This window comes from Xanthomonas hortorum (assembly GCF_011305375.1).
GTDB classification, from domain to species: domain Bacteria; phylum Pseudomonadota; class Gammaproteobacteria; order Xanthomonadales; family Xanthomonadaceae; genus Xanthomonas; species Xanthomonas hortorum_E.
This window is the reverse complement of the sequence record NZ_VCME01000004.1, coordinates 403,553-421,587: the sequence shown is the minus strand read 5'-3', so window position 1 is coordinate 421,587 and position 18,035 is coordinate 403,553. Positions and strand designations below refer to the sequence as shown.

Sequence of the window (18,035 nt, the reverse complement as noted above, 5' to 3'; positions counted from 1 at the left end):
CGCTGCGCTCAGCCCTGCGCCACGCGTGTGCGTGTGGCGTAACTGGGATCGATCAGTGCGGCCAGCACCTTGCTCAGATCGGTGCCGGGCCGGACCAGACCTTCTTCCAGCAGGATGGGCGCCGCGCTCTGCAGCGCCGCCCGCTCTTCGGGACCAATCACCGGATTGCGCAGGTCGGTGCGCTGCAGCTGTAGCCTGGCGACCTGGGGTGACAACCGGGCCTCGGTGGCGATCAGCGCGGCAAGTTCGTCGGGGTGCGCGATCGCCCATTTGCGCGCTTTTTCGTAGGCCTGGATCACCAGCGAAATCTGATCGGGGTAAGCGGCCGCGAAGGTCTCGCTGACATTCAAGAAGCCACGGGAATTGAAGGCGACGTTGCGGTAGATCAACCGCGTGCCGGCCTCGATCTGGCTCGCGGCGAGGTGCGGGTCCAGGCCGGACCACGCGTCCACATCGCCGCGTTCGAGCGCGGTGCGCCCGTCGGGATGCTGCAGATGGACGATCTCCACCGCGTTCTTGCTCAACCCCGCCTGCCGCAGCGCGCGCAGCAGGAACAGGTAGGCGTCGGTGCCCTTGGTGGCGGCGATGCGTTTGCCCTTGAGTTCGGTCAGCTGCCGGATGGGCGAGTTCTTGCCCACCGCCAGCGCGATCCATTCCGGGCGCGAGTAGATGTACACGGCCTTGATCGGATTGCCGTTGGCGCGCGCCAGCAGCGAGGCCAGGCCGGCGGTGCTGCCGAAGTCGATGCTGTTGCCGCCCAGGTATTCCAGCGCGCGATTGCTGCCGGCCGACAGCACCCATTTGACTTGCGTGCCCTGCCCCTTGAGCGCTTGTTCCAGCCAGCCGAAGTGCTTGAGCACCAGCGAGGTCGGTGAGTAGTAGGCGTAGTCCAGGCGCAGTTGTTTGGGAACCGCACCTTTGGCTTGCGCAAGGGCGGTGCTCGACAACAGCGGCGAGGCGCCGAGCGCGACGCCAGCGAGGGTTCCGAATTTCAGCAGGTTGCGGCGCTTCATAAATGCTCCAGTCAGCGCGCCGCAGCGCGCGGCACGATGGTGTTGGCGATGACCTCGCCGAAGGGGCCGCTCAGGGCCTGCCCTGGCAGCTTCTGCTTGAGCGCGCGCGGCAGCAGCGGGAACACCAGCTCGGCGAAGCGGTAGGCCTCCTCCAGATGCGGATAGCCGGAGAAGATGAAGGTGTCGATGCCGAGCGCTGCGTATTTCTCGATACGCTTGGCCACGGTCTGCGGGTCGCCGACCAGCGCGGTGCCGGCCCCGCCACGCACCAGGCCGACGCCGGCCCACAGGTTGGGGCTGACTTCCAGATCGGCGCGGGTGCGGCGCTGACCGCTGCTGTGCAGCGCGGCCATGCGCCGCTGGCCCACCGAGTCCATGCGTGCGAAGGCGCTCTGGGCACGCTCTACGGTGTCATCGTCCAGGTGACTGATCAGCGACTCGGCTGCTGCCCACGCTTGTTCATCGGTCTCACGCACGATCACATGCAGGCGGATGCCGAAGGTGAGCGTACGCCCGAGCGCGGCGGCCTTGCTGCGCACCGAGGCGATCTTTTCCGCCACCGCTTCCGGCGGCTCGCCCCAGGTGAGATAGGTATCGACCTGTTCGGCGGCCAACTCATGCGCAGCATCGGAAGAACCGCCGAACCACACCGGCGGATACGGCTGCTGCACGGTGGGATACAGCAGCTTGGCCGCCTTCACCTGCAGATGTTTGCCGTCGAAGTCGTAGCTGTCGCCTGCGTGGCTGTGGGCGATGATCTCGCGCCAGATGCGGATGAATTCTGCCGAAGCTTCATAGCGCTCGGCGTGGTCGAGAAACACGCCATCGCCTTCCAGCTCGCCACGGTCGCCGCCGGTGACCAGGTTCACCAGCAGGCGCCCGCCGGACAGCCGATCGAAACTGGCGGCCATGCGTGCGGCCAGCGCTGGCGCCATCAGGCCAGGGCGCAGCGCGACCAGAAACTTCAGCCGGCGTGTGGCGTTGATCAGACTGGACGCGACCACCCAGGGGTCTTCGCAAGAGCGCCCGGTGGGAATCAGCACACCGTCGTAGCCCAGGGTGTCGGCCGCAACGGCCACCTGGGTGACGTACTCGGCGCTGACCTGGCGAGCGCCGGCGCTGGTGCCCAGATAGCGGCTGTCGCCGTGGGTGGGAATGAACCAGAACATGTCCATGGTTGGTCTCTTTGGTGCGAGCATTCGGTGCGAGTCCCTCGCAGGAGCCCGCAGATCCATGTGCGGGGATTAGAACGGGCGAGTCCGTCGCAGGAGCCGCACATCCGTGTGGGGAGTAGAACGGGCCAATTCGTTGCGGGAGCCATCGCATCTATGCGTACGTGTGCTAGGCGAGTTCTGCAGAAATAGTCCGTCATTGCGTGCGCGGGGACTTAATAAACGGCTGATCTATCAGAGCTCGCACTTGCGCATGCAGGATTTGCTCAGGCAATGCGCCGCAGCGCGTCGGGGCGTGCGCCGAGTACGCCTGCGGCGCGTTCGGCGGCCAGTTCGATGCGTTGACGCAGGGCCGGATTGACCACGCGGTACTCCTGGAAATCGGTCTCGGTGGCGTAGATGCCGATCGGCAAGGTCAATGCCTGGAAGAAGGCGAACAGCGGGCGCAGTTGATGGTCGATCACCAGTGCATGCCGCTCGCTGCCGCCGGTGGCAGCGAGCAGGATCGGTGTGTCGATCAGCGCGTTGATGTCGATCAGATCGAACAGATGCTTGAGCAGGCCGGGATAGGAGCCGCGATACACCGGCGCGACGACCAGCAGCAGGTCGGCCGATTCGATCTGGCGTAACGCCTGTTCGGTCGTCTCATCCAATTCGCTGCGCCACAGCGCCGCGCCCAGCGGCCGGGCGATATCGCCGAGTTGGAGAATGCTGGGTTTGATAGGCAGTCGTCGCGCAAGTTCGGCAAGCGTTGCCTCAGCCAACGCAAGGCTGCGCGAAGGGCGCGAGGTGCCGCCGGAAACGGCAACGACATTCAACGGAGTACGCATGCAAGAGTCCTGTGGTGGCGGTATCGGGCGGTCACGTAAATCCGTGCCATCCGGATAACAACAGTGTTGCTGCAAGGTAAAGAGCAGTGCGTCGACACTGTTTTCTATATCGACAGCGTGGCATCCCATCTGACTGCACACTGGCAGACATGGCAATGCACGCTACCTTCAAATGCGCTGATGGCTTATCAGATTTGAGAATGACTTTATGAAAAACGCGTCATTCGCCGTGTTTTATCGATCTTTCCATCGCCACTCATGATGCCGATGGCATGACGAAACTGCCTGCGGAGATAAGTGCAGACCGAATGTGGGTGGAGAACGATTAACTCAGCAGGTTGCGCTGCGAACCTGATCGAAACTCCGCAGCAGTTCGCCGAACGTTGCGTCGTTGGCAGGGCATTGGCTTTGCGGATTCCTGCATTTCATCGAAGCAGCCGACTACTTCCAGTCGCAACGTATCTCGGCATGCACGCGTGCTGGAAGCCGAGAGCGCAAGCATTCCAGTCAGGTAACAGCGCCACGATAACGCCGGCACGCTGCCGCCAAGCAAACGCTCGGCATGCTGCAACCAGCACGCCGACCAATCCCGCTTTTCAGTCTGCGGCGGGCGGAGCCGTGTTGGGGGCCGTGGTGGAACTTGCGTTCGCGTTCGCGGTGTCGCCACCGCCACCACGCTGGCGTTGCCGACGACGCGGTGGTCGTGCGCGCTGCGTTGCCTGCGGCGGGTGCGTGATCGGGATTCCCGGTACCTGCACTACGCGCAGGTCGTCGGTGTCCAGCTGCAGGGCGGTGAGCTTGCCGCCCCACACCGCGCCGGTGTCGATGGCGTGCACGCCTTGCGTGATGGTCAGACCGAGCGCAGACCAATGCCCGCAGACGATCTTCAGATCGCGCTCCACCCGGCCCGGCACTTCGAACCACGGATACAGACCCTGCGCCTGCGTGCCCGGCGTGCCCTTGTCGTCGGTGGCGATGCGCCCGCGCGGGGTGCAGTAGCGCATGCGCGTGAACAGGTTGATGATCGCGCGGCTGCGGTCGTAACCGCTCAAGCCCGGCGACCAGCCCGGCTGATCGCCATACATGTTGCGCAGCAGTTTGCGATAGCCGCCGCCCTGCAATTGCTGCTCGACCTCGCGCGCATGCTTCTCGGCCAGTTGCGTGGTCCACTTTGGCGCCAGCCCGGCATGGATCATCATCCAGCCCAACGCGCGGTCTACATGCGCCAGTTTCTGCATGCGCAGCCAGTCGAGCAGCACGTCGCGATCTTCGGCCAGCACGATGCGCAGCAGATCCGGATTGACCTTGCGCTGTTCTTCTTCCGAGCGCGCGCCGATCGCCAGCAGCGAGAGATCGTGGTTGCCTAGCACCACCACGCTATGCGCGCGCAGCGAATGCACCAGCCGCAGCGTTTCCAGCGATTGACCGCCGCGGTTGACCAGATCGCCGCAGAACCACAACGTGTCTTGCGCGGGATCGAAATTGATTTTTTCCAGCAAGCGCTGGGTGATGTCGTAGCAACCCTGCAGGTCGCCAATTGCCCAGACGCTCATCGCGTGCGCTCCCTCATTGCAACATCCATCAGTGCAGCGTCCTGGGTACGCTCAGCACGAAGGCGGCGATCGGGGCGGTGAATTCGGTGCCATCGTCGGCCACCATGTCGTAGTGACCTTGCATCTGTCCCTGCTCGGTTTCCAGCAGCACGCCGGAGGTGTAGTTGAAGGCCTCACCCGGGCGCAGCCATGGCTGTTCGCCGACCACGCCTTCGCCATCCACCCGCTCGGTACGTCCGTTGGCATCGGTGATCTGCCAATGGCGCGCGATCAGGCGCGCGGGCAGCGCGCCCGCGTTCTGGATGCGGATGCTGTAGGCGAAGGCATAGCGGCCTTCTTCCGGGGTCGATTGATGAGCGAGGAAGCGGGGCGATACCTCGACCTCGACCCGATAGCGCGGATCATCTTGCATGGGAAAAGTCTAAGGAAAACGATGTGGGAGGGGCGCTCAAGCCAGCTCGACATTGGCCAGACGGATGAAATCCGCGACCTCGAGTTGTTCGGCGCGTGCATCCGGGCGCACCTGCGCGGCCTCGAAATGCGCCGGTTCGCAGACCTCGGACAGGGCATTGCGCAAGGTCTTGCGACGCTGCCCGAAGCCGGCGCGCACCACGTCGGCAAAGCGCCGGCGGTCCTTGATCAGCACAGTGGCGGGGTCGCGCGGCACCAGCCGCACCACCGCCGAGTCCACCTTGGGCGGCGGCCGGAATGCACCGGGCGGCACCACGAACAGTGCGGTGACCTCGCAGTACGCCTGCAGCATCACGCTCAGCCGGCCATAGACCTTGCTTCCGGGACCGGCGGCCATGCGGTCGACCACTTCCTTTTGCAGCATGAAGTGCATGTCGGCCACCGCGCCTGCATGGTCCAGCGCATGGAACAGGATCGGCGAGGAGATGTTGTAGGGCAAATTGCCGACCAACCGGATCGGCGTGCCATTGGCCAGTGCGGTGAAATCCACGCTCAACACATCGCGATGGATGATGCTCAACGCGCCGATCGGTGCGGCGGCCTCGGTCAATGGCGCGATCAGGTCGCGGTCGAACTCGATCACGGTCAACGCGCCGTGCTTGCGCAGCAGCGGGAAGGTGATCGCGCCCTGGCCGGGGCCGATTTCGACCAGATGCTGGCCTGCGCGCGGGGCCACTGCCTGCACAATGCGGTCGATGTAATACCGGTCGGCAAGAAAGTGCTGGCCAAGCGACTTCTTGGCCGGAGCGCTGAAGGAATGATTCATGCGCGCAGTTTAACGGAGCCAGTGCATGCAAGCGGTGTCGTTTCTGACTGCCTGACGAATCTAACGGACGATCGGCGCGCAAATGCGCACGCGATTAGGCATCGCTCAGCCGCGTGCGGCCAATCGCGCGCACAGGGCGGTCGCGGCCATCAGGCTGGACGGATCGGCAATCCCGCGCCCGGCCAGTTCCAGCGCGGTGCCATGATCGACCGCCACGCGCGGGTAGGGCAGGCCGAGCGTGATATTCACCGCCTGCTCGAAGCCGCTGTACTTGAGCACCGGCAGGCCCTGGTCGTGATACATCGCCACTACCGCATCGAAGCCGGTGAGCTTCTGCGGCAAAAATGCGGTGTCGGCTGGTAGCGGGCCGATCAGCTGCAGGCCTTCGCCGCGCAGTTGCTCCAGCACCGGGATGATGATGTCCAGTTCCTCGCGGCCCAGGTGGCCATCTTCGCCGGCATGCGGATTGAGGCCGAGCACGGCGATACGCGGGTGTTCCAGGCCGAAGTCACGCTGCAGTGCCGCCGCGGTGATGCGTAAACAGCGTGCAACGCTGTCGGCAGTGATCGCATCGGCCACCGCGCGCAGCGGCAGATGCGTGGTCACCAGCGCAACCCGCACGATCTCATTGGCCAGCATCATCACCACCGGGCAGCCGGCCTGCTCGGCCAGTAATTCGGTGGTGCCGGTATACGGAATGCCGCCGGCATTGATCACCGCCTTGTGCACCGGGCCGGTGACGATGCCCTGCAGCTTGCCGGACAGGCAGTCGCCGGCCGCACCACGCAGGCCGGCGATGACCGCGGCTGCGTTGGCAGGATCGGGTGTGCCGAAGCGGGTCGCCACGGCCTGGCGGATCGGATGCAGCGGCAGGTCGCCGGGTGCACGCGCAGGTTGATCCGGATCGAGCAGGCGCACAGACAAACACAGCGCCTTTGCGGCGCTGTGCAGGGTATCGGGATCGGCGTAGGCGATCAGGTGTGCATCGGAGCGAGGCCGCTGGGCGAGCCGGACACAGAGTTCCGGCCCGATCCCGGCCGGCTCGCCTGGCACCAGCGCGAGCGACGGGAGCATCGAATCAGCGCGTCGGCTGTGCCGGCGGCGGCGTTGGTGCGGCAGGCGCCGCAGGGTCTGCCGGCTTGGCCGGAGCGGCAGTGGCGTCGCCATCGGCACGGTCGCCGGTGCGGAAGCTCACATACGCTTCGCCGCGCAGTTCCTGCAGGTAGCGGTTGTACTCTTCTTCCAGCTTGCGACGGCCGATCGTTTCACGGATCTGCGCACGCTGGCTCTCGGCACTGACATCGGTTTGGCGGCTACCGACGCGCTGCACGATATGCCAGCCCGCCTGAGTGCGGAACGGCTCGGACACTGCGCCGTCTGCCAGGCCTTCGACCTGCTTGCCGAAATCCGGGCCGAACGCGTCGGCCGGGAACCAGCCCAGATCGCCACCCTGACCACGGCTGTTGGTGTCTTCGGAAGACTCCTTCGCCGTGGCCTGGAAGTCGGCGCCACCGGTGATGCGCGCACGCAGCGTATCGATCTTGGCCTTGGCCTGCGCCTCGGTCTGGTTGTCGCCGATGCGCACCAGGATGTGGCGTGCGTTGTACTCGGTGACCAGTTTCTTTTCGCCACCGGCATTGGCGTCGCGCATTTCCACCAGCTTGAGCAGCTGAAAGCCGCTCGGGCCGCGCAGCGGTCCGGCCACCTGGCCAGGCTGCATGTCGCGGATCAGCTGAGCGAACGCGTTGGGAATTTCGTCCAGGCTGCGCCAGCCCAGGTCGCCGCCTTCCAGTGCATTCGGGCTGTCCGAATAACGCACCGCAGCGGCCGAGAAATCCAGCTCGCCCTTGTCGATCAATGCCTTCACGCCATCGACCTTTTTCTGGCCGGTGGCGATCTGTTCGGCGTTGGCGCCTTCCGGCAGGCCGACCAGGATGTGCGCCAGGTGATATTGGCTACCGGTGGTGGCCTGTTGGGCCAACGCGGTATCCACTTCACCTTCGCTCACGCTGATACGGCTCTGCGCAAAGCTCTGGCGCAGGCGCTGCACGATGATTTCGTCGCGCACCGAGGCACGGAAGTCGCCATAGCCCATGCCATCGGCGGCCAGCTTCTGGCGCAAGCCATCCACCGTGGTGCCGTTCTGCTGCGCAATGCTGGCGATCGCCCGGTTGAGCTCCTCGTCGCTGACGCGAATGCCGGTGCTGTCGGCGCGGCCGACCTGCAACTTGACCAGCACCAGACGCTCGAGCACCTGACGCTGCAGGACATCGTCCGGCGGCAGCTGATTATCGCGGCCGGCGTACTGCGACTTGACGTTGCGCACAGCGCGATCGAGCTCGCTCTGCAGCACCACATCTTCGTCCACAATGGCAGCGATGCGATCCAGTGGCTGGGATTGCTGTGCCGAGGCCAGCGGCGAAACCGTGCTGGTGATCACCAGCAGCGAGGCAAGTAACACAGAGAAAGGCTTGGTCATGGAATCAAGTTCGGATCGTAATCGTCCGGATTAGTCGTGGTGTTGCTGGGCGGGACCAAGTACAGGTCGTCGCGGTAATAGCCGAGAATAGCACGGCGCAAAGTGCGGTCCGTGTTCTGCCCGAACGAGCTCAAGCCCTTCAGCACGAACTCCACCTGGATGGAGTTGTCCATCTCGCCATTGCGGTTGCGCACGAACCGGCGCACCAGCCCACGCACGGCAAGACAGCAGCTGTCCCACTGCACGCCACCGATGATTTCCAGCGGCTTGCGGTCCAGCAGCGAGTAGTAATAACGACCGACAGCGCTCCAGGTGGGATTGATCGGATACAGAAACGAGAAATCAGCCTGCTTGAGCTGATCGCTTTCGTCGATCAGGTTGCGCCGGTAGCGATACGCCAGGTTGATGACGCCGTCGTTGTTGAGCAGATAACGCGTGCGCAGGCTGGCCAGATCTTCCTTGCGCGAGTTGGGGTTCCACTGATAGGTGGCGCCCATCGACCAGCGATCGTTGATCATGTAGTTGGCATCGGCCACCCAGGCGGACTTGCCCTGTTCGATGGTCTGCTCGCTACCGGCCGCCGAGTTGGTGCTGTTGTTGATGGTGACCAGCGAATCGTTGAAGTACAGAATCTGGCCTGCACTCAACGACAACTTCTCGCGACCATCGTCCTGGCGCAGCCAGCGCGAGGTCACCGCCAGGGTCAACTGGTTGGCATCGTTCTGGCGGTCGGCGCCGGTGTAGCGCGAATCGCGGAACAGTTGCCCGTAGCTGAAAGTAAACGGACGCGTATCGAAGACCGGCAGGTCGTCCTGGTCGCGGTAGGGCACGTACAGGTAATACATGCGCGGCTCCAACGTATTGAGATAGTTGGTGCCGAACAGCGAGGTCTCGCGGTCGAAATACAGACCGGCATCCACCGAGGCGATCGGGAGGCTGCGTGAGGGCGAGCGATCGCCGGTCAGCGGCGCCGTGTTGGCCAGCGTCGAATCCAACTGGTACGTGGTATAGCGCCAGGCCACGGTCGGCGTCAGGAACCACGCCGCACCTGACAAAGGCATCGAGATGTAAGGCTTGATATCCAGGCGTGAGCCGCTGCCGTATTCCTTGTTACGGATATTGGTGCGGACGTAATCGTCCCCGTCGTCGCCGTTGGTGTTTCCGTCCCTAGGGGGCTGGACAAAGTAAGAGTCGTCGTGGGTAAAGCGCACCGCTTCGGCATATACGCCAGCTTCGAAAATGCCGAACGGCTTCTCCCAGGTGAAATACGCACGCGGTTGCCGGTTGTAGGGCAGCGCTTGCTCGTCCAGCGTGTAGTCGGTCAGCTGCCAGCGGTCGGCCATCAGGCCCGCAGTCCAGGTTTCGCCGGTGCCGTAGATGCCCACGGTGCTTTGCAGGCTGGAGGCCGAGCCCATGCCATTGATGCGGCTGGTGAAGTCCTCCACATAGCGCGTGTCGCTGACCCAGGCAATGCTGCTGCGCGCCTGCCAGTACTTGTTGACGTTGTGATAGCCGCTGTAGAAGACGCTGCCACGGTCCTTGTCGCGCAACTTGTCGTTGGGCAGATAGTTGCCGGTGATCTCGCCGCGACCACCCTCGTACAGGTAACGGAATTCGGTACCGAACATGAAACCGCGCTTGCTCATGTAGCGCGGCAACAAGGTGGCGTCGTAGTTCGGCGCCAGGTTGAGGTAGATCGGCTGCAGGTAATCGAAGCCGTTGCGGCCGGACAGGCCGAACTGCGGGAACAGCAGGCCGGTCATGCGGCGGTCGTCGATCGGAAACTTGAACCACGGGAAGTACAGCACCGGCACTTTGCCGATCTGCAGCACGGCGTTGCGCGCGGTACCGAAGCCTTCTTCGTTGTCGACGTCGATCTCCGGCGCGCGCACGCGCCAGATCGGCTGCGAGGGGTCGCAGGTGGTATAGGTCGAGCGGTGCATCTGCCCGACCTGGCCCTGCAGGTCCACCGATTCCGCCGCGCCATTACCGCGGCGATCCACCAACTGGTACTGGATGTTGCTGACCTTGTGGGCGTCGGTATCCTGATTGCCTTCGGCGCGGTCGGCGACCATGCGGAAGGAAGTGTCCTGATAGCGCACGTTGCCTTCGGCGATGTAATTGCCGGTCTCGGTGTCCATGCGCAGGTTGTCCGCACCCAGGAACTGGTCGCCGCGCTTGAGCGCCACGTTGCCCTGGTATTGCGGGGTGGTGCTGGTGCCGGACAGCTGATCGCCTTCGATATCGGTGGGCAGCTGTTGGCGCATCTCGGCGGCCTTGGCATCGGCGGCCGGGGCGCCGTCGAAGCCGGGAAGCGGGTCCACGGCAGGGCACAATCCCCAGTTCAGCGGCTTGTCGGCAGCCATGGCCGGGAGGCAGATGGCAATGCTCAAAGGCAGGGGCAGCAGGCGAAGGACTCGGCGCACGCGTGGGTTCAACCAGTAAAATGGCGACTAGCTTGCCGTATACCCCGCATGGGGGCAATGAAAAGCCCCCGCATCGGGAGGGCGAGGTTCATCGCAATGGGTGGCGCGACCAACGCGCCGTTGGGGTTCAACGCAGTGCGGCCACGTGCGCCACGCTGCTCTCGCGCAAGGCCTGCAGGTCGTAGCCGCCCTCCAGCATGGAGACGACGCGGCCGCGCGCATGCCGTTCGGCCAGGGTGCGCAAGGCACGGGTCAGCCAGGCGAAATCGTCGGCGTCGAGCATCAGATCGGCAAGCGGATCGCGCAGATGCGCATCGAAGCCGGCAGAGATCAGGATCAGTTGCGGGCGGAAGGCGTCGACCAGCGGCAGCATCTCGTCTTCCCACACGTTGCGGAAGCGCAACCCGTCGCTGCCCGGTGGCAGCAGCAGGTTGTGGATGTTGCCGATGCCGCGTTCGTAGACGCTGCCCGAGTGCGGATACAGCCCGGACTGGTGGGTGCTGAGGTATTGCACGGTCGGGTCGCGCTCGAAGATCGCCTGCGTGCCGTTGCCGTGGTGGACGTCGAAATCCACGATGGTGATGCGTTCCAGCCCATGCCGGTCGCGCGCGTGGGCGGCGGCCAGGGCGATGTTGTTGAACAGGCAAAAACCCATCGACACCTGCCCGGTGGCGTGGTGGCCGGGCGGACGGACCGCGCAGAACGCGGTGCGGCTGAGGTCATGCATGACCGCGTCCACGGCCGCGATGCCGGCACCTGCCGCGCGCAAGGCGGCCGCGCGCGAGCCGGGCGACATCACGGTGTCCACATCGAGCCGGTGATGGCCTTCGAAGGCGGTTTCCAGTACCGCATCGACCTGTTCGCGCTCGTGCACCCGGCACAGGTCGCCGAGCTTGGCCAGCGGCGCCTCGCGCCAGTCCAGATCCGGGAAGGCGTCGCGCAGGGCATCGACCACCGCTTCCAGACGGGCGGGGCGCTCGGGATGCTCGGGGCCGGCGTCGTGGCCGAGGCAGGCGGGATGGGTAAAGACCAACATTGGGCAAATCTAGCCTGTCCGCCGTGCCATGTGCATGCTCAGCCGCGCCGGCGGTCGTGCCGCCACAGCACTTCCTGCTGGCCATCGGCACGCGCCAGCACGCGGGCGAGTACGAACAGCAGGTCGGACAGGCGGTTCAAATAGCCGATCGCCTCGCTGCGCACTTCCTCCTGACGCGACAGCGCAACGGTCTCGCGCTCGGCCCGGCGCACGATGGTGCGGGCCAGATGGCAGCGTGCGGCCGCTTCGCCACCAGCCGGCAGGATGAATTCCTGCAGCGGGGGAAGCGTGTCGTTGAAGTGGTCGAGCTGACGCTCCAGCGCCTCGATATCGGCGGCGTCGATCGCTGCGTGCCCGGGGATGCACAGCTCGCCGCCCAGATCGAACAGTTGGTGCTGGATGGTCGTCAGCAGCTCGGCGATCGGCTCCGGCACGCCCGGGGCGGCCAGCAATACGCCGATGGCCGAATTGGCTTCGTCCACGGTGCCGTAGGCAGTGACGCGCAGCGCGTCCTTGCCGGTGCGGCTGCCGTCGCCCAGACCGGTGCTGCCGTCGTCGCCGGTGCGCGTATAGATGCGTGAGAGCCGGTTGCCCATCTCAGCCGGCCTGGGTCTGGCCGTGCGCGCTGGTCAGGCGCTCGGCGGCAACCTGGATCACCGCGGCCGCCGCAACGTAGAGCGCGGCGCTGCGCAGGTAAGGACCCAGCCAATCGGTGTAGTTCTTGAACCAGCCGGCGACGGTCGGCTCGGCCACGCTGGCGCTGATCCAGTAGAAGCTGCCCTGGGCGATCAGCTGGCACAGCGCTACGGCGATCAACAGCGCCGGCACCAGCTTGCCCAGCGCGCTCCACTCGGCGCCGCTGTAATGCCGGCGCAGCCAGACGCCACCGGCCCACAGCGCGAAATACGCCGGGATCAGGCACCAGTAAGCGGGCGACACGCAGTAGTGCTGCCAGAAGCTCAGGCCCTGCCGGGTGATCACCAGCCAGTCCACCGCCACCGCCAGCAGCATCAGCAGCGAGAACGCCAGTTTGCTGCGCGCGGCCAGATGGAATCCACCAATGAAGAACACCGCCCATGACGCGTCCGGGACCGGCGCGAAGTGGTTGATCCGCGTGGCCGCCATCGCAATGGCGAGCAGGCTCAAAATCAGGGTGTCGTGCGAGCGAGGAGTCATGCGCGAAAGGAGCCGGATCACAGGCCCGGGAGTGTAGCGTGGAACCCGCCGCGCCATGCGCGCCTGGCGCGTCAAGCTGTCCCACCCGATCACGCCAACAGGCCATGGGCGAAGGCTTATCATGTGGGGATGACACACCTACATGACGTTCTGATCGTTGGCGGCGGCCTGGTCGGCTCCAGCCTGGCGATCGCGCTGGACCGCATCGGCCTGGATGTCGGGCTGGTGGAAGCCACCCCGGCCGGCACTCCGCCAGCGGTGTTCGACCAACGTAACCTCAGTTTTGCCGCCGCCACCGTCAACGCGCTCGGCGTACTTGGGGTGATGGCCAAGCTGCGCAGCCCGCCGGGGCCGATCCGGCGCATCCATGTCAGCCGCGCCGGCGACTTTGGCCGGGTGCAGCTGGACGCCGCCGACTACGGGCGCGACAGCTTCGGCCAGGTGGTGGTGGCGCGAGACTTCGGTGACGCCTTGCAGGCACGCCTGGACGAATTGACCCATCTACGCCGCTATCGCCCGGCGCGTTGCATCGGGGTCGAACCGGTGCAGGACGGCCTGCGCGCGCTGCGCCTGTCCACCGATGAAGGCGAGCAGCTTGTGCGGGCCAGGCTGGTGGTCGGCGCCGATGGCCGCGACAGCGCAGTGCGCGAGCTGCTGCATATCGGCAGCGACGCGCACGACTTTTTCCAGACCCTGTTCGTCGCGCGGGTGCGTGCATCCAAGCCGCCGGATGGCACCGCGTGGGAGCGCTTCGGCGAGCACGGGCCAACCGCTTTACTGCCGCGCGGCGACCGACATTACGGTGCCATCCATTGCGTGGCGCGTGCCGACGCCGAGGCAGTGGCTGCGCTCGACGAGGCAGGCTGGCTGGCCCGCCTGCAGCGCGCAGCCGGCTGGCGCGCCGGGCGTTTTGTCGCCAGTGGCGAGCGCAGCGCGTATCCATTGGTGCAGGTGCTGGCCACCAATCTGGTGGCCGAGCGTGTGGTGCTGATCGGCAATGCGGCGCAGACGCTGCACCCGATCGGCGCGCAAGGCTTCAACCTCGGCTTGCGCGATGCGCTGACGCTGGCCGAATTGATCGAACACGATCGCAGCGATGCCGGTGCGGGCGCGCTTCTGAGCGAGTATCTGGCGCGTCGGCGCGTGGACCGCGAACAGACCATCGGGTTTTCCAGCGGATTGGCACGGCTCACCGGCAATCCGGCGCCGTTGCTGCGGCCGTTGCGCAGTCTCGGGCTGCTCGCCACCTCGCAGGCGGCGCCGCTGCAATCGATGCTGGTCGGCGGGGCAATGGGATTCCGTGGCGATGTGCCGCAGCTGTGCCGGGGAATCGCATGAGCCGCCGCAGCACCCGCGATGCGTTGATCGTCGGCGGTGGTGTGGTCGGTGCCGCCTGCGCGCTGGCCCTGGCCGATGCGGGCTTGAGCGTCGCTTTGGTCGAAGGCCGTGAGCCTACGCGGTGGCACGCAGAGCAACTCGATCTGCGTGTGTACGCCTTTGCCGCTGACAACGCTGCGCTGCTCGACAGCCTGGGCGTGTGGAAGGCCGTGCGCGCCGCACGTGTGCAGCCGTACCGGCGCATGCGGGTCTGGGACGCCGGCGGTGGCGGCGAATTGAGTTTCGATGCCGACACGCTGGGCCGCGAACAACTTGGCTGGATCGTCGAACACGCGTTGCTGGTCGATCGCCTGTGGGCCGCCGTGCATGCCGCAGGCATCGCAGTGCATTGCCCGGCGCGCGTGACCGAGCTGGAGCAGGACGCAAGCAGCGTGCGCCTGCGCCTGGATGACGGCAGCCGGCTGGAGGCGGCGATTGCGATTGCTGCCGATGGCGCGGCATCCACGTTGCGCGAGTTGACCGGCCTGCCGGTGGCGCGGCATGCCTATGCACAGCGAGGCGTGGTGGCGTTCGTGGAGACCGAGCAGCCGCATCACTCCACCGCCTGGCAGCGCTTTTTGACCACCGGCCCGCTGGCATTTCTGCCGTTCGCCGATGGCCGCAGTTCGATCGTGTGGACCTTGCCGGATGCCGAAGCCGAGCGCGTATTGGCACTCGACGATGCCGACTTCTCGCGCGAGTTGACCCAGGCCTTTGCCGGGCGACTAGGCGACGTGCGCGTGGTGTCTGCGCGCGCGGCATTTCCGCTGCAGCGGCAGTTGGTGGAGCAGTACGTCAGCGGCCGCGTGTTGACCTTGGGCGACGCCGCACACGTGGTGCATCCGCTGGCCGGGCAGGGCGTCAACCTGGGCCTGCGCGATGTGGCGGCGTTGCGCGACGAGGTGCGCAACGCGCTCGCAAAGCGTGCCGACTGGGCTGCCCCACATCGCCTGCAGCGCTGGGCACGCACGCGGCGCAGCGAAAACACCGTTGCCGCGTACGGCTTCGACGCGATCAACACGGTGTTCTCCAACGACGAGATGCATCTGACCCTGCTGCGTGGCGCGGTGCTTGGGGCGGCGGGCAAGCTCCCGCCGTTGGTGGACCTGCTGTGGAAGCGCGCGTCCGGCAACGCGTGAGCGCACCGCGCTGACGGTCTGCTGGACGCTATGTTCCGGCGGTAATAGCGAAGGCCGCAGTTTCCATACGACGGACGCGCCTGGGCTGGCTACAGTCGGGCCATGACCTCCGCCGTTTCCGCACGACTCACCCCGCCGCTGCTCCTGCTGAGCGGGCTGTTGTGTGACGCCAGCATCTGGGACGCGCAACGTGCGGCGCTGGCAGACATCGCCGAGGTGCGCGTGCTCGATTTCCCGGGCATCGACAGCGTGCAGCAGATGGCTGCACATGCATTGGCCGCGGCACCTGACCAGTTTGCGCTGGCCGGTCATTCGATGGGCGGCCGGGTGGCGCTGGAGATCGTGCGGCAGGCGCCGGAGCGCGTGCAGCGTCTGGCGCTGCTGGACACCGGCGTGCATCCGGCGCACGCGCAGGAGCATGCGCAGCGTGGTGCGCTCGTGGAGCTGGCGCGCCGTGACGGCATGCAGGCGCTGGCCCGCCAGTGGTTGCCGCCGATGCTGCACCCCGACCGCCACGACGACGCCGAACTGATGCAGGCACTGGTCGCCATGGTCATGCGGCAGACCCCGCAGAGCTATGCCGCCCAGGTGACCGCGCTACTGCATCGGCCCGATGCCGCGCCCGTGCTGGCGCAGGTGCATTGCCCGACGCTGCTTGGCGTTGGCCGGCAAGACAGCTGGAGTCCGCTGGAACGTCATCAGGACATGGCGCGGCAGATCCCGCACGCGCAGTTGGTGGTGTTCGAAAACAGCGGGCATATGACGCCGGTGGAAGCGCCTGCTGCGGTCAGTGCCGCGCTGCGCGATTGGCTGGCTGCATGACCACCGTCTCCCCTTGCGGCGTCACATCCATCGGCTCGCGAATGCACGTTGGCTGACGTCAGCGTCGCCCGCCACTTTTTTCTCGTATCACCCATTGCCAGTGAGGCCACCGCGTGTCCCCAGACGCTTCGATCATCGTTGCTTGCGAACAGCTGATCCGCCGGTTCGCCTTGCACAACGATCGCCATGAACATGACGCACTGGCTGCGTTGTTCACCGCAGATGGCGTCTTTGCAAGGCCTAGCGCACCAGACGCGCCCGTGCATGGGCGCGAGGCGATCCGCGAGGCATTCCGTGCACGGGCGCCGCGCAGTACCTGCCATCTCATGCTCAATACCCTGGTCAGCGTGCACTCAGACGCATTGGCCCATGCACACAGCTACGTGGTGCTGTACAGCGCACCACAGGCCACTGTGCCGCCGCCGTGGACCGCACAGGCGCCGGCATTGATTGGCACGTTCGACGATGTGCTGGTGCGCCAGGATGACCACTGGCTGTTCAAACAACGCCTCGGCGCATTGCTGGTGCGCGTGGAAGCGCACTAGACACCCACCACCGCTGTTCAACGGTGCCCCCGGCGAACCCGGGTGGCATCGCACCACTGCTCCTCCCCCCCTGTCGCGTTGCCTCAATCGCCCATCCTTATCGGAGAATCGCCTAGTGGAACGCGCACGCTTGTCTGTTGGTCGTCGTCCTTCATCGTCCCGGTCGCGCCGCCAGCATGCGGGCAGGCTGGCCCTCTTGCTTGGCACGCTGGCACCGGCGATCGTCCTCGCGCAGGCAGCGCCCGACACAGTGGCCATGCCGCAGGGCATCAACCTGGGCGGCACCAGTTTCATGGATGGCTTCGGCTCCACCACGCCGGGCTGGACGGTGCTGGAATACCTGCGTTACTACGACTTGAACACGATCAAGAATGCGCGCGGGGATAACTCGCCTGCGTTTCGCGACCCGCAGGTCGGGGTCAGCGCCTTACTGACCCAGCTGATCTATGTGACGCCGTATTCGCTGGGGCGCGGTTCGCTGAGTTTCAACACCATCATCCCGCTGGTGAACTACGACACCTCGTTCGCAGCCGACAGCCCGGTGCGATTGAGCAGCAATGGGTTTGGCATGGGCGATATTTCGTTCGGTCCGGCGCTGCAGATGCCGCCGGTCATGCGGGACGGGCGTGTGTTCTTCTTTCAGCGCTTTGCGCTGGATCTGTTCGCACCGGTCGGCAAGTTCGATCGCGACATTGCCATCAACCAGGGTACCGGCTTTTGGTCGATCGCACCGCACTGGGCATTCACGGTGCAGCCCACCGACAACTGGGAAATCAGTGCGCGCATCAACTATCTCTACAATTTCCGCACCGACCGTGCCGGTGGCGTGCCGCCGATCCCGGGCTTTCGGTTTCGCAATGGCCAGGCCGGCGACGCGGTCTGGGTCAACTTTGCCAGCTCGGTGAAAGTGAGCGAGCAACTGCGCGTGGGTGTGAACGGCTATTTCCTGCAGCAGCTCAAAGACAACCGGACCAATGGCGCGCGCGTGGCGGACAGCAAGCGCATGCAGCTGTATCTGGGGCCCGGGCTGTCATGGCGCGTGGATGCAAAGAACCTGTTCAACCTCAACCTTTACATCCCGCTGGACGTGGAGAATTCGGTCGCCGGTAACAGCGTGAACCTGATGTACGTGCATTCGTTGTAGTGCGGCCGAACGGCGTGCATGCGGGCGCAAAGTCGGCATGCACGTGACGTGCAGCGCGGGGGTGACGTGACTCGCACTGCGCGCTT

17 protein-coding genes are annotated in these 18,035 nt (G+C 65.5%); 5 read left to right on the top strand and 12 right to left on the bottom strand.

All coding sequences use genetic code 11. The features are described 5' to 3' along the window. Nucleotides 1–8: 8 nt before the first annotated feature. The 12 genes from FFY45_RS05010 to FFY45_RS04955 all read right to left on the bottom strand — a co-directional run bounded on the left by FFY45_RS05010 (nt 9) and on the right by FFY45_RS04955 (nt 12,922). Nucleotides 9–1,013 carry an aliphatic sulfonate ABC transporter substrate-binding protein gene (locus FFY45_RS05010; RefSeq protein WP_176339589.1) on the bottom strand — a complete coding sequence of 335 codons (1,005 nt, stop codon included), beginning with the start codon at nt 1,011–1,013 and terminating at the stop codon, nt 9–11. Between the two features lie 11 nt (nt 1,014–1,024). Beyond that, nucleotides 1,025–2,188 (bottom strand): FMNH2-dependent alkanesulfonate monooxygenase, encoded by a 1,164-nt coding sequence (gene ssuD / locus FFY45_RS05005; RefSeq protein ID WP_176339588.1) that lies wholly within the window; start codon nt 2,186–2,188, stop codon nt 1,025–1,027. A 263-nt stretch (nt 2,189–2,451) separates the two neighbouring features. Next, nucleotides 2,452–3,015, bottom strand: coding sequence for an FMN reductase (gene msuE / locus FFY45_RS05000; RefSeq protein WP_104550672.1), 564 nt, complete (start codon nt 3,013–3,015; stop codon nt 2,452–2,454). Nucleotides 3,016–3,611: 596 nt separating this feature from the next. Continuing rightward, nucleotides 3,612–4,568: a symmetrical bis(5'-nucleosyl)-tetraphosphatase gene (locus FFY45_RS04995; RefSeq protein ID WP_176339587.1), complete on the bottom strand. Its 957-nt coding sequence runs from the start codon at nt 4,566–4,568 to the stop codon at nt 3,612–3,614. A gap of 28 nt (nt 4,569–4,596) precedes the next feature. Continuing rightward, nucleotides 4,597–4,980 (bottom strand): Co2+/Mg2+ efflux facilitator ApaG/CorD, encoded by a 384-nt coding sequence (apaG, locus tag FFY45_RS04990; protein WP_006451488.1) that lies wholly within the window; start codon nt 4,978–4,980, stop codon nt 4,597–4,599. 36 nt (nt 4,981–5,016) lie between these two features. Next, the gene (rsmA, locus tag FFY45_RS04985) at nt 5,017–5,805 is read right to left on the bottom strand and encodes a 16S rRNA (adenine(1518)-N(6)/adenine(1519)-N(6))-dimethyltransferase RsmA (protein ID WP_176339586.1); all 789 of its coding nucleotides are present in this window, start codon (nt 5,803–5,805) and stop codon (nt 5,017–5,019) included. 105 nt (nt 5,806–5,910) lie between these two features. After that, nucleotides 5,911–6,879, bottom strand: a complete 969-nt coding sequence (pdxA, locus tag FFY45_RS04980) for a 4-hydroxythreonine-4-phosphate dehydrogenase PdxA (RefSeq protein WP_176339585.1) — start codon at nt 6,877–6,879, stop codon at nt 5,911–5,913. Nucleotides 6,880–6,883: 4 nt separating this feature from the next. Continuing rightward, nucleotides 6,884–8,284, bottom strand: coding sequence for a peptidylprolyl isomerase (locus FFY45_RS04975; RefSeq protein ID WP_176339584.1), 1,401 nt, complete (start codon nt 8,282–8,284; stop codon nt 6,884–6,886). Continuing rightward, nucleotides 8,281–10,710: an LPS-assembly protein LptD gene (lptD, locus tag FFY45_RS04970; protein WP_369333967.1), complete on the bottom strand. Its 2,430-nt coding sequence runs from the start codon at nt 10,708–10,710 to the stop codon at nt 8,281–8,283. Before lptD ends, FFY45_RS04975 begins: the two co-directional genes overlap by 4 nt. Nucleotides 10,711–10,837: 127 nt before the next feature. Beyond that, a complete protein-coding gene (locus FFY45_RS04965; protein ID WP_176339582.1) occupies nt 10,838–11,746 on the bottom strand; it encodes a histone deacetylase family protein in 909 nt (302 codons plus the stop codon). A gap of 38 nt (nt 11,747–11,784) precedes the next feature. Continuing rightward, a complete protein-coding gene (locus FFY45_RS04960; RefSeq protein ID WP_176339581.1) occupies nt 11,785–12,342 on the bottom strand; it encodes a cob(I)yrinic acid a,c-diamide adenosyltransferase in 558 nt (185 codons plus the stop codon). A gap of 1 nt (nt 12,343) precedes the next feature. After that, nucleotides 12,344–12,922, bottom strand: coding sequence for a hypothetical protein (locus FFY45_RS04955; protein WP_176339580.1), 579 nt, complete (start codon nt 12,920–12,922; stop codon nt 12,344–12,346). A gap of 129 nt (nt 12,923–13,051) precedes the next feature. Here FFY45_RS04955 and ubiH point away from each other — a divergent pair, with 129 nt between their 5' ends. The 5 genes from ubiH (at nt 13,052) to FFY45_RS04930 (ending at nt 17,949) form a co-directional block, all read left to right on the top strand. Continuing rightward, entirely contained in the window at nt 13,052–14,260 is a 1,209-nt protein-coding gene (gene ubiH / locus FFY45_RS04950) for a 2-octaprenyl-6-methoxyphenyl hydroxylase (RefSeq protein ID WP_176339579.1), read from the top strand. Continuing rightward, entirely contained in the window at nt 14,257–15,438 is a 1,182-nt protein-coding gene (locus tag FFY45_RS04945) for a UbiH/UbiF family hydroxylase (protein ID WP_176339578.1), read from the top strand. The genes ubiH and FFY45_RS04945 overlap by 4 nt, the downstream gene beginning before the upstream one ends. 102 nt (nt 15,439–15,540) lie before the next feature. Then, a complete protein-coding gene (locus FFY45_RS04940; RefSeq protein ID WP_176339577.1) occupies nt 15,541–16,260 on the top strand; it encodes an alpha/beta fold hydrolase in 720 nt (239 codons plus the stop codon). Between the two features lie 113 nt (nt 16,261–16,373). Beyond that, nucleotides 16,374–16,805, top strand: coding sequence for a nuclear transport factor 2 family protein (locus FFY45_RS04935; protein WP_176339576.1), 432 nt, complete (start codon nt 16,374–16,376; stop codon nt 16,803–16,805). A 115-nt stretch (nt 16,806–16,920) separates the two neighbouring features. Further along, nucleotides 16,921–17,949, top strand: a complete 1,029-nt coding sequence (locus FFY45_RS04930) for a SphA family protein (protein WP_176339575.1) — start codon at nt 16,921–16,923, stop codon at nt 17,947–17,949. The last annotated feature ends 86 nt before the right edge of the window (nt 17,950–18,035 follow it).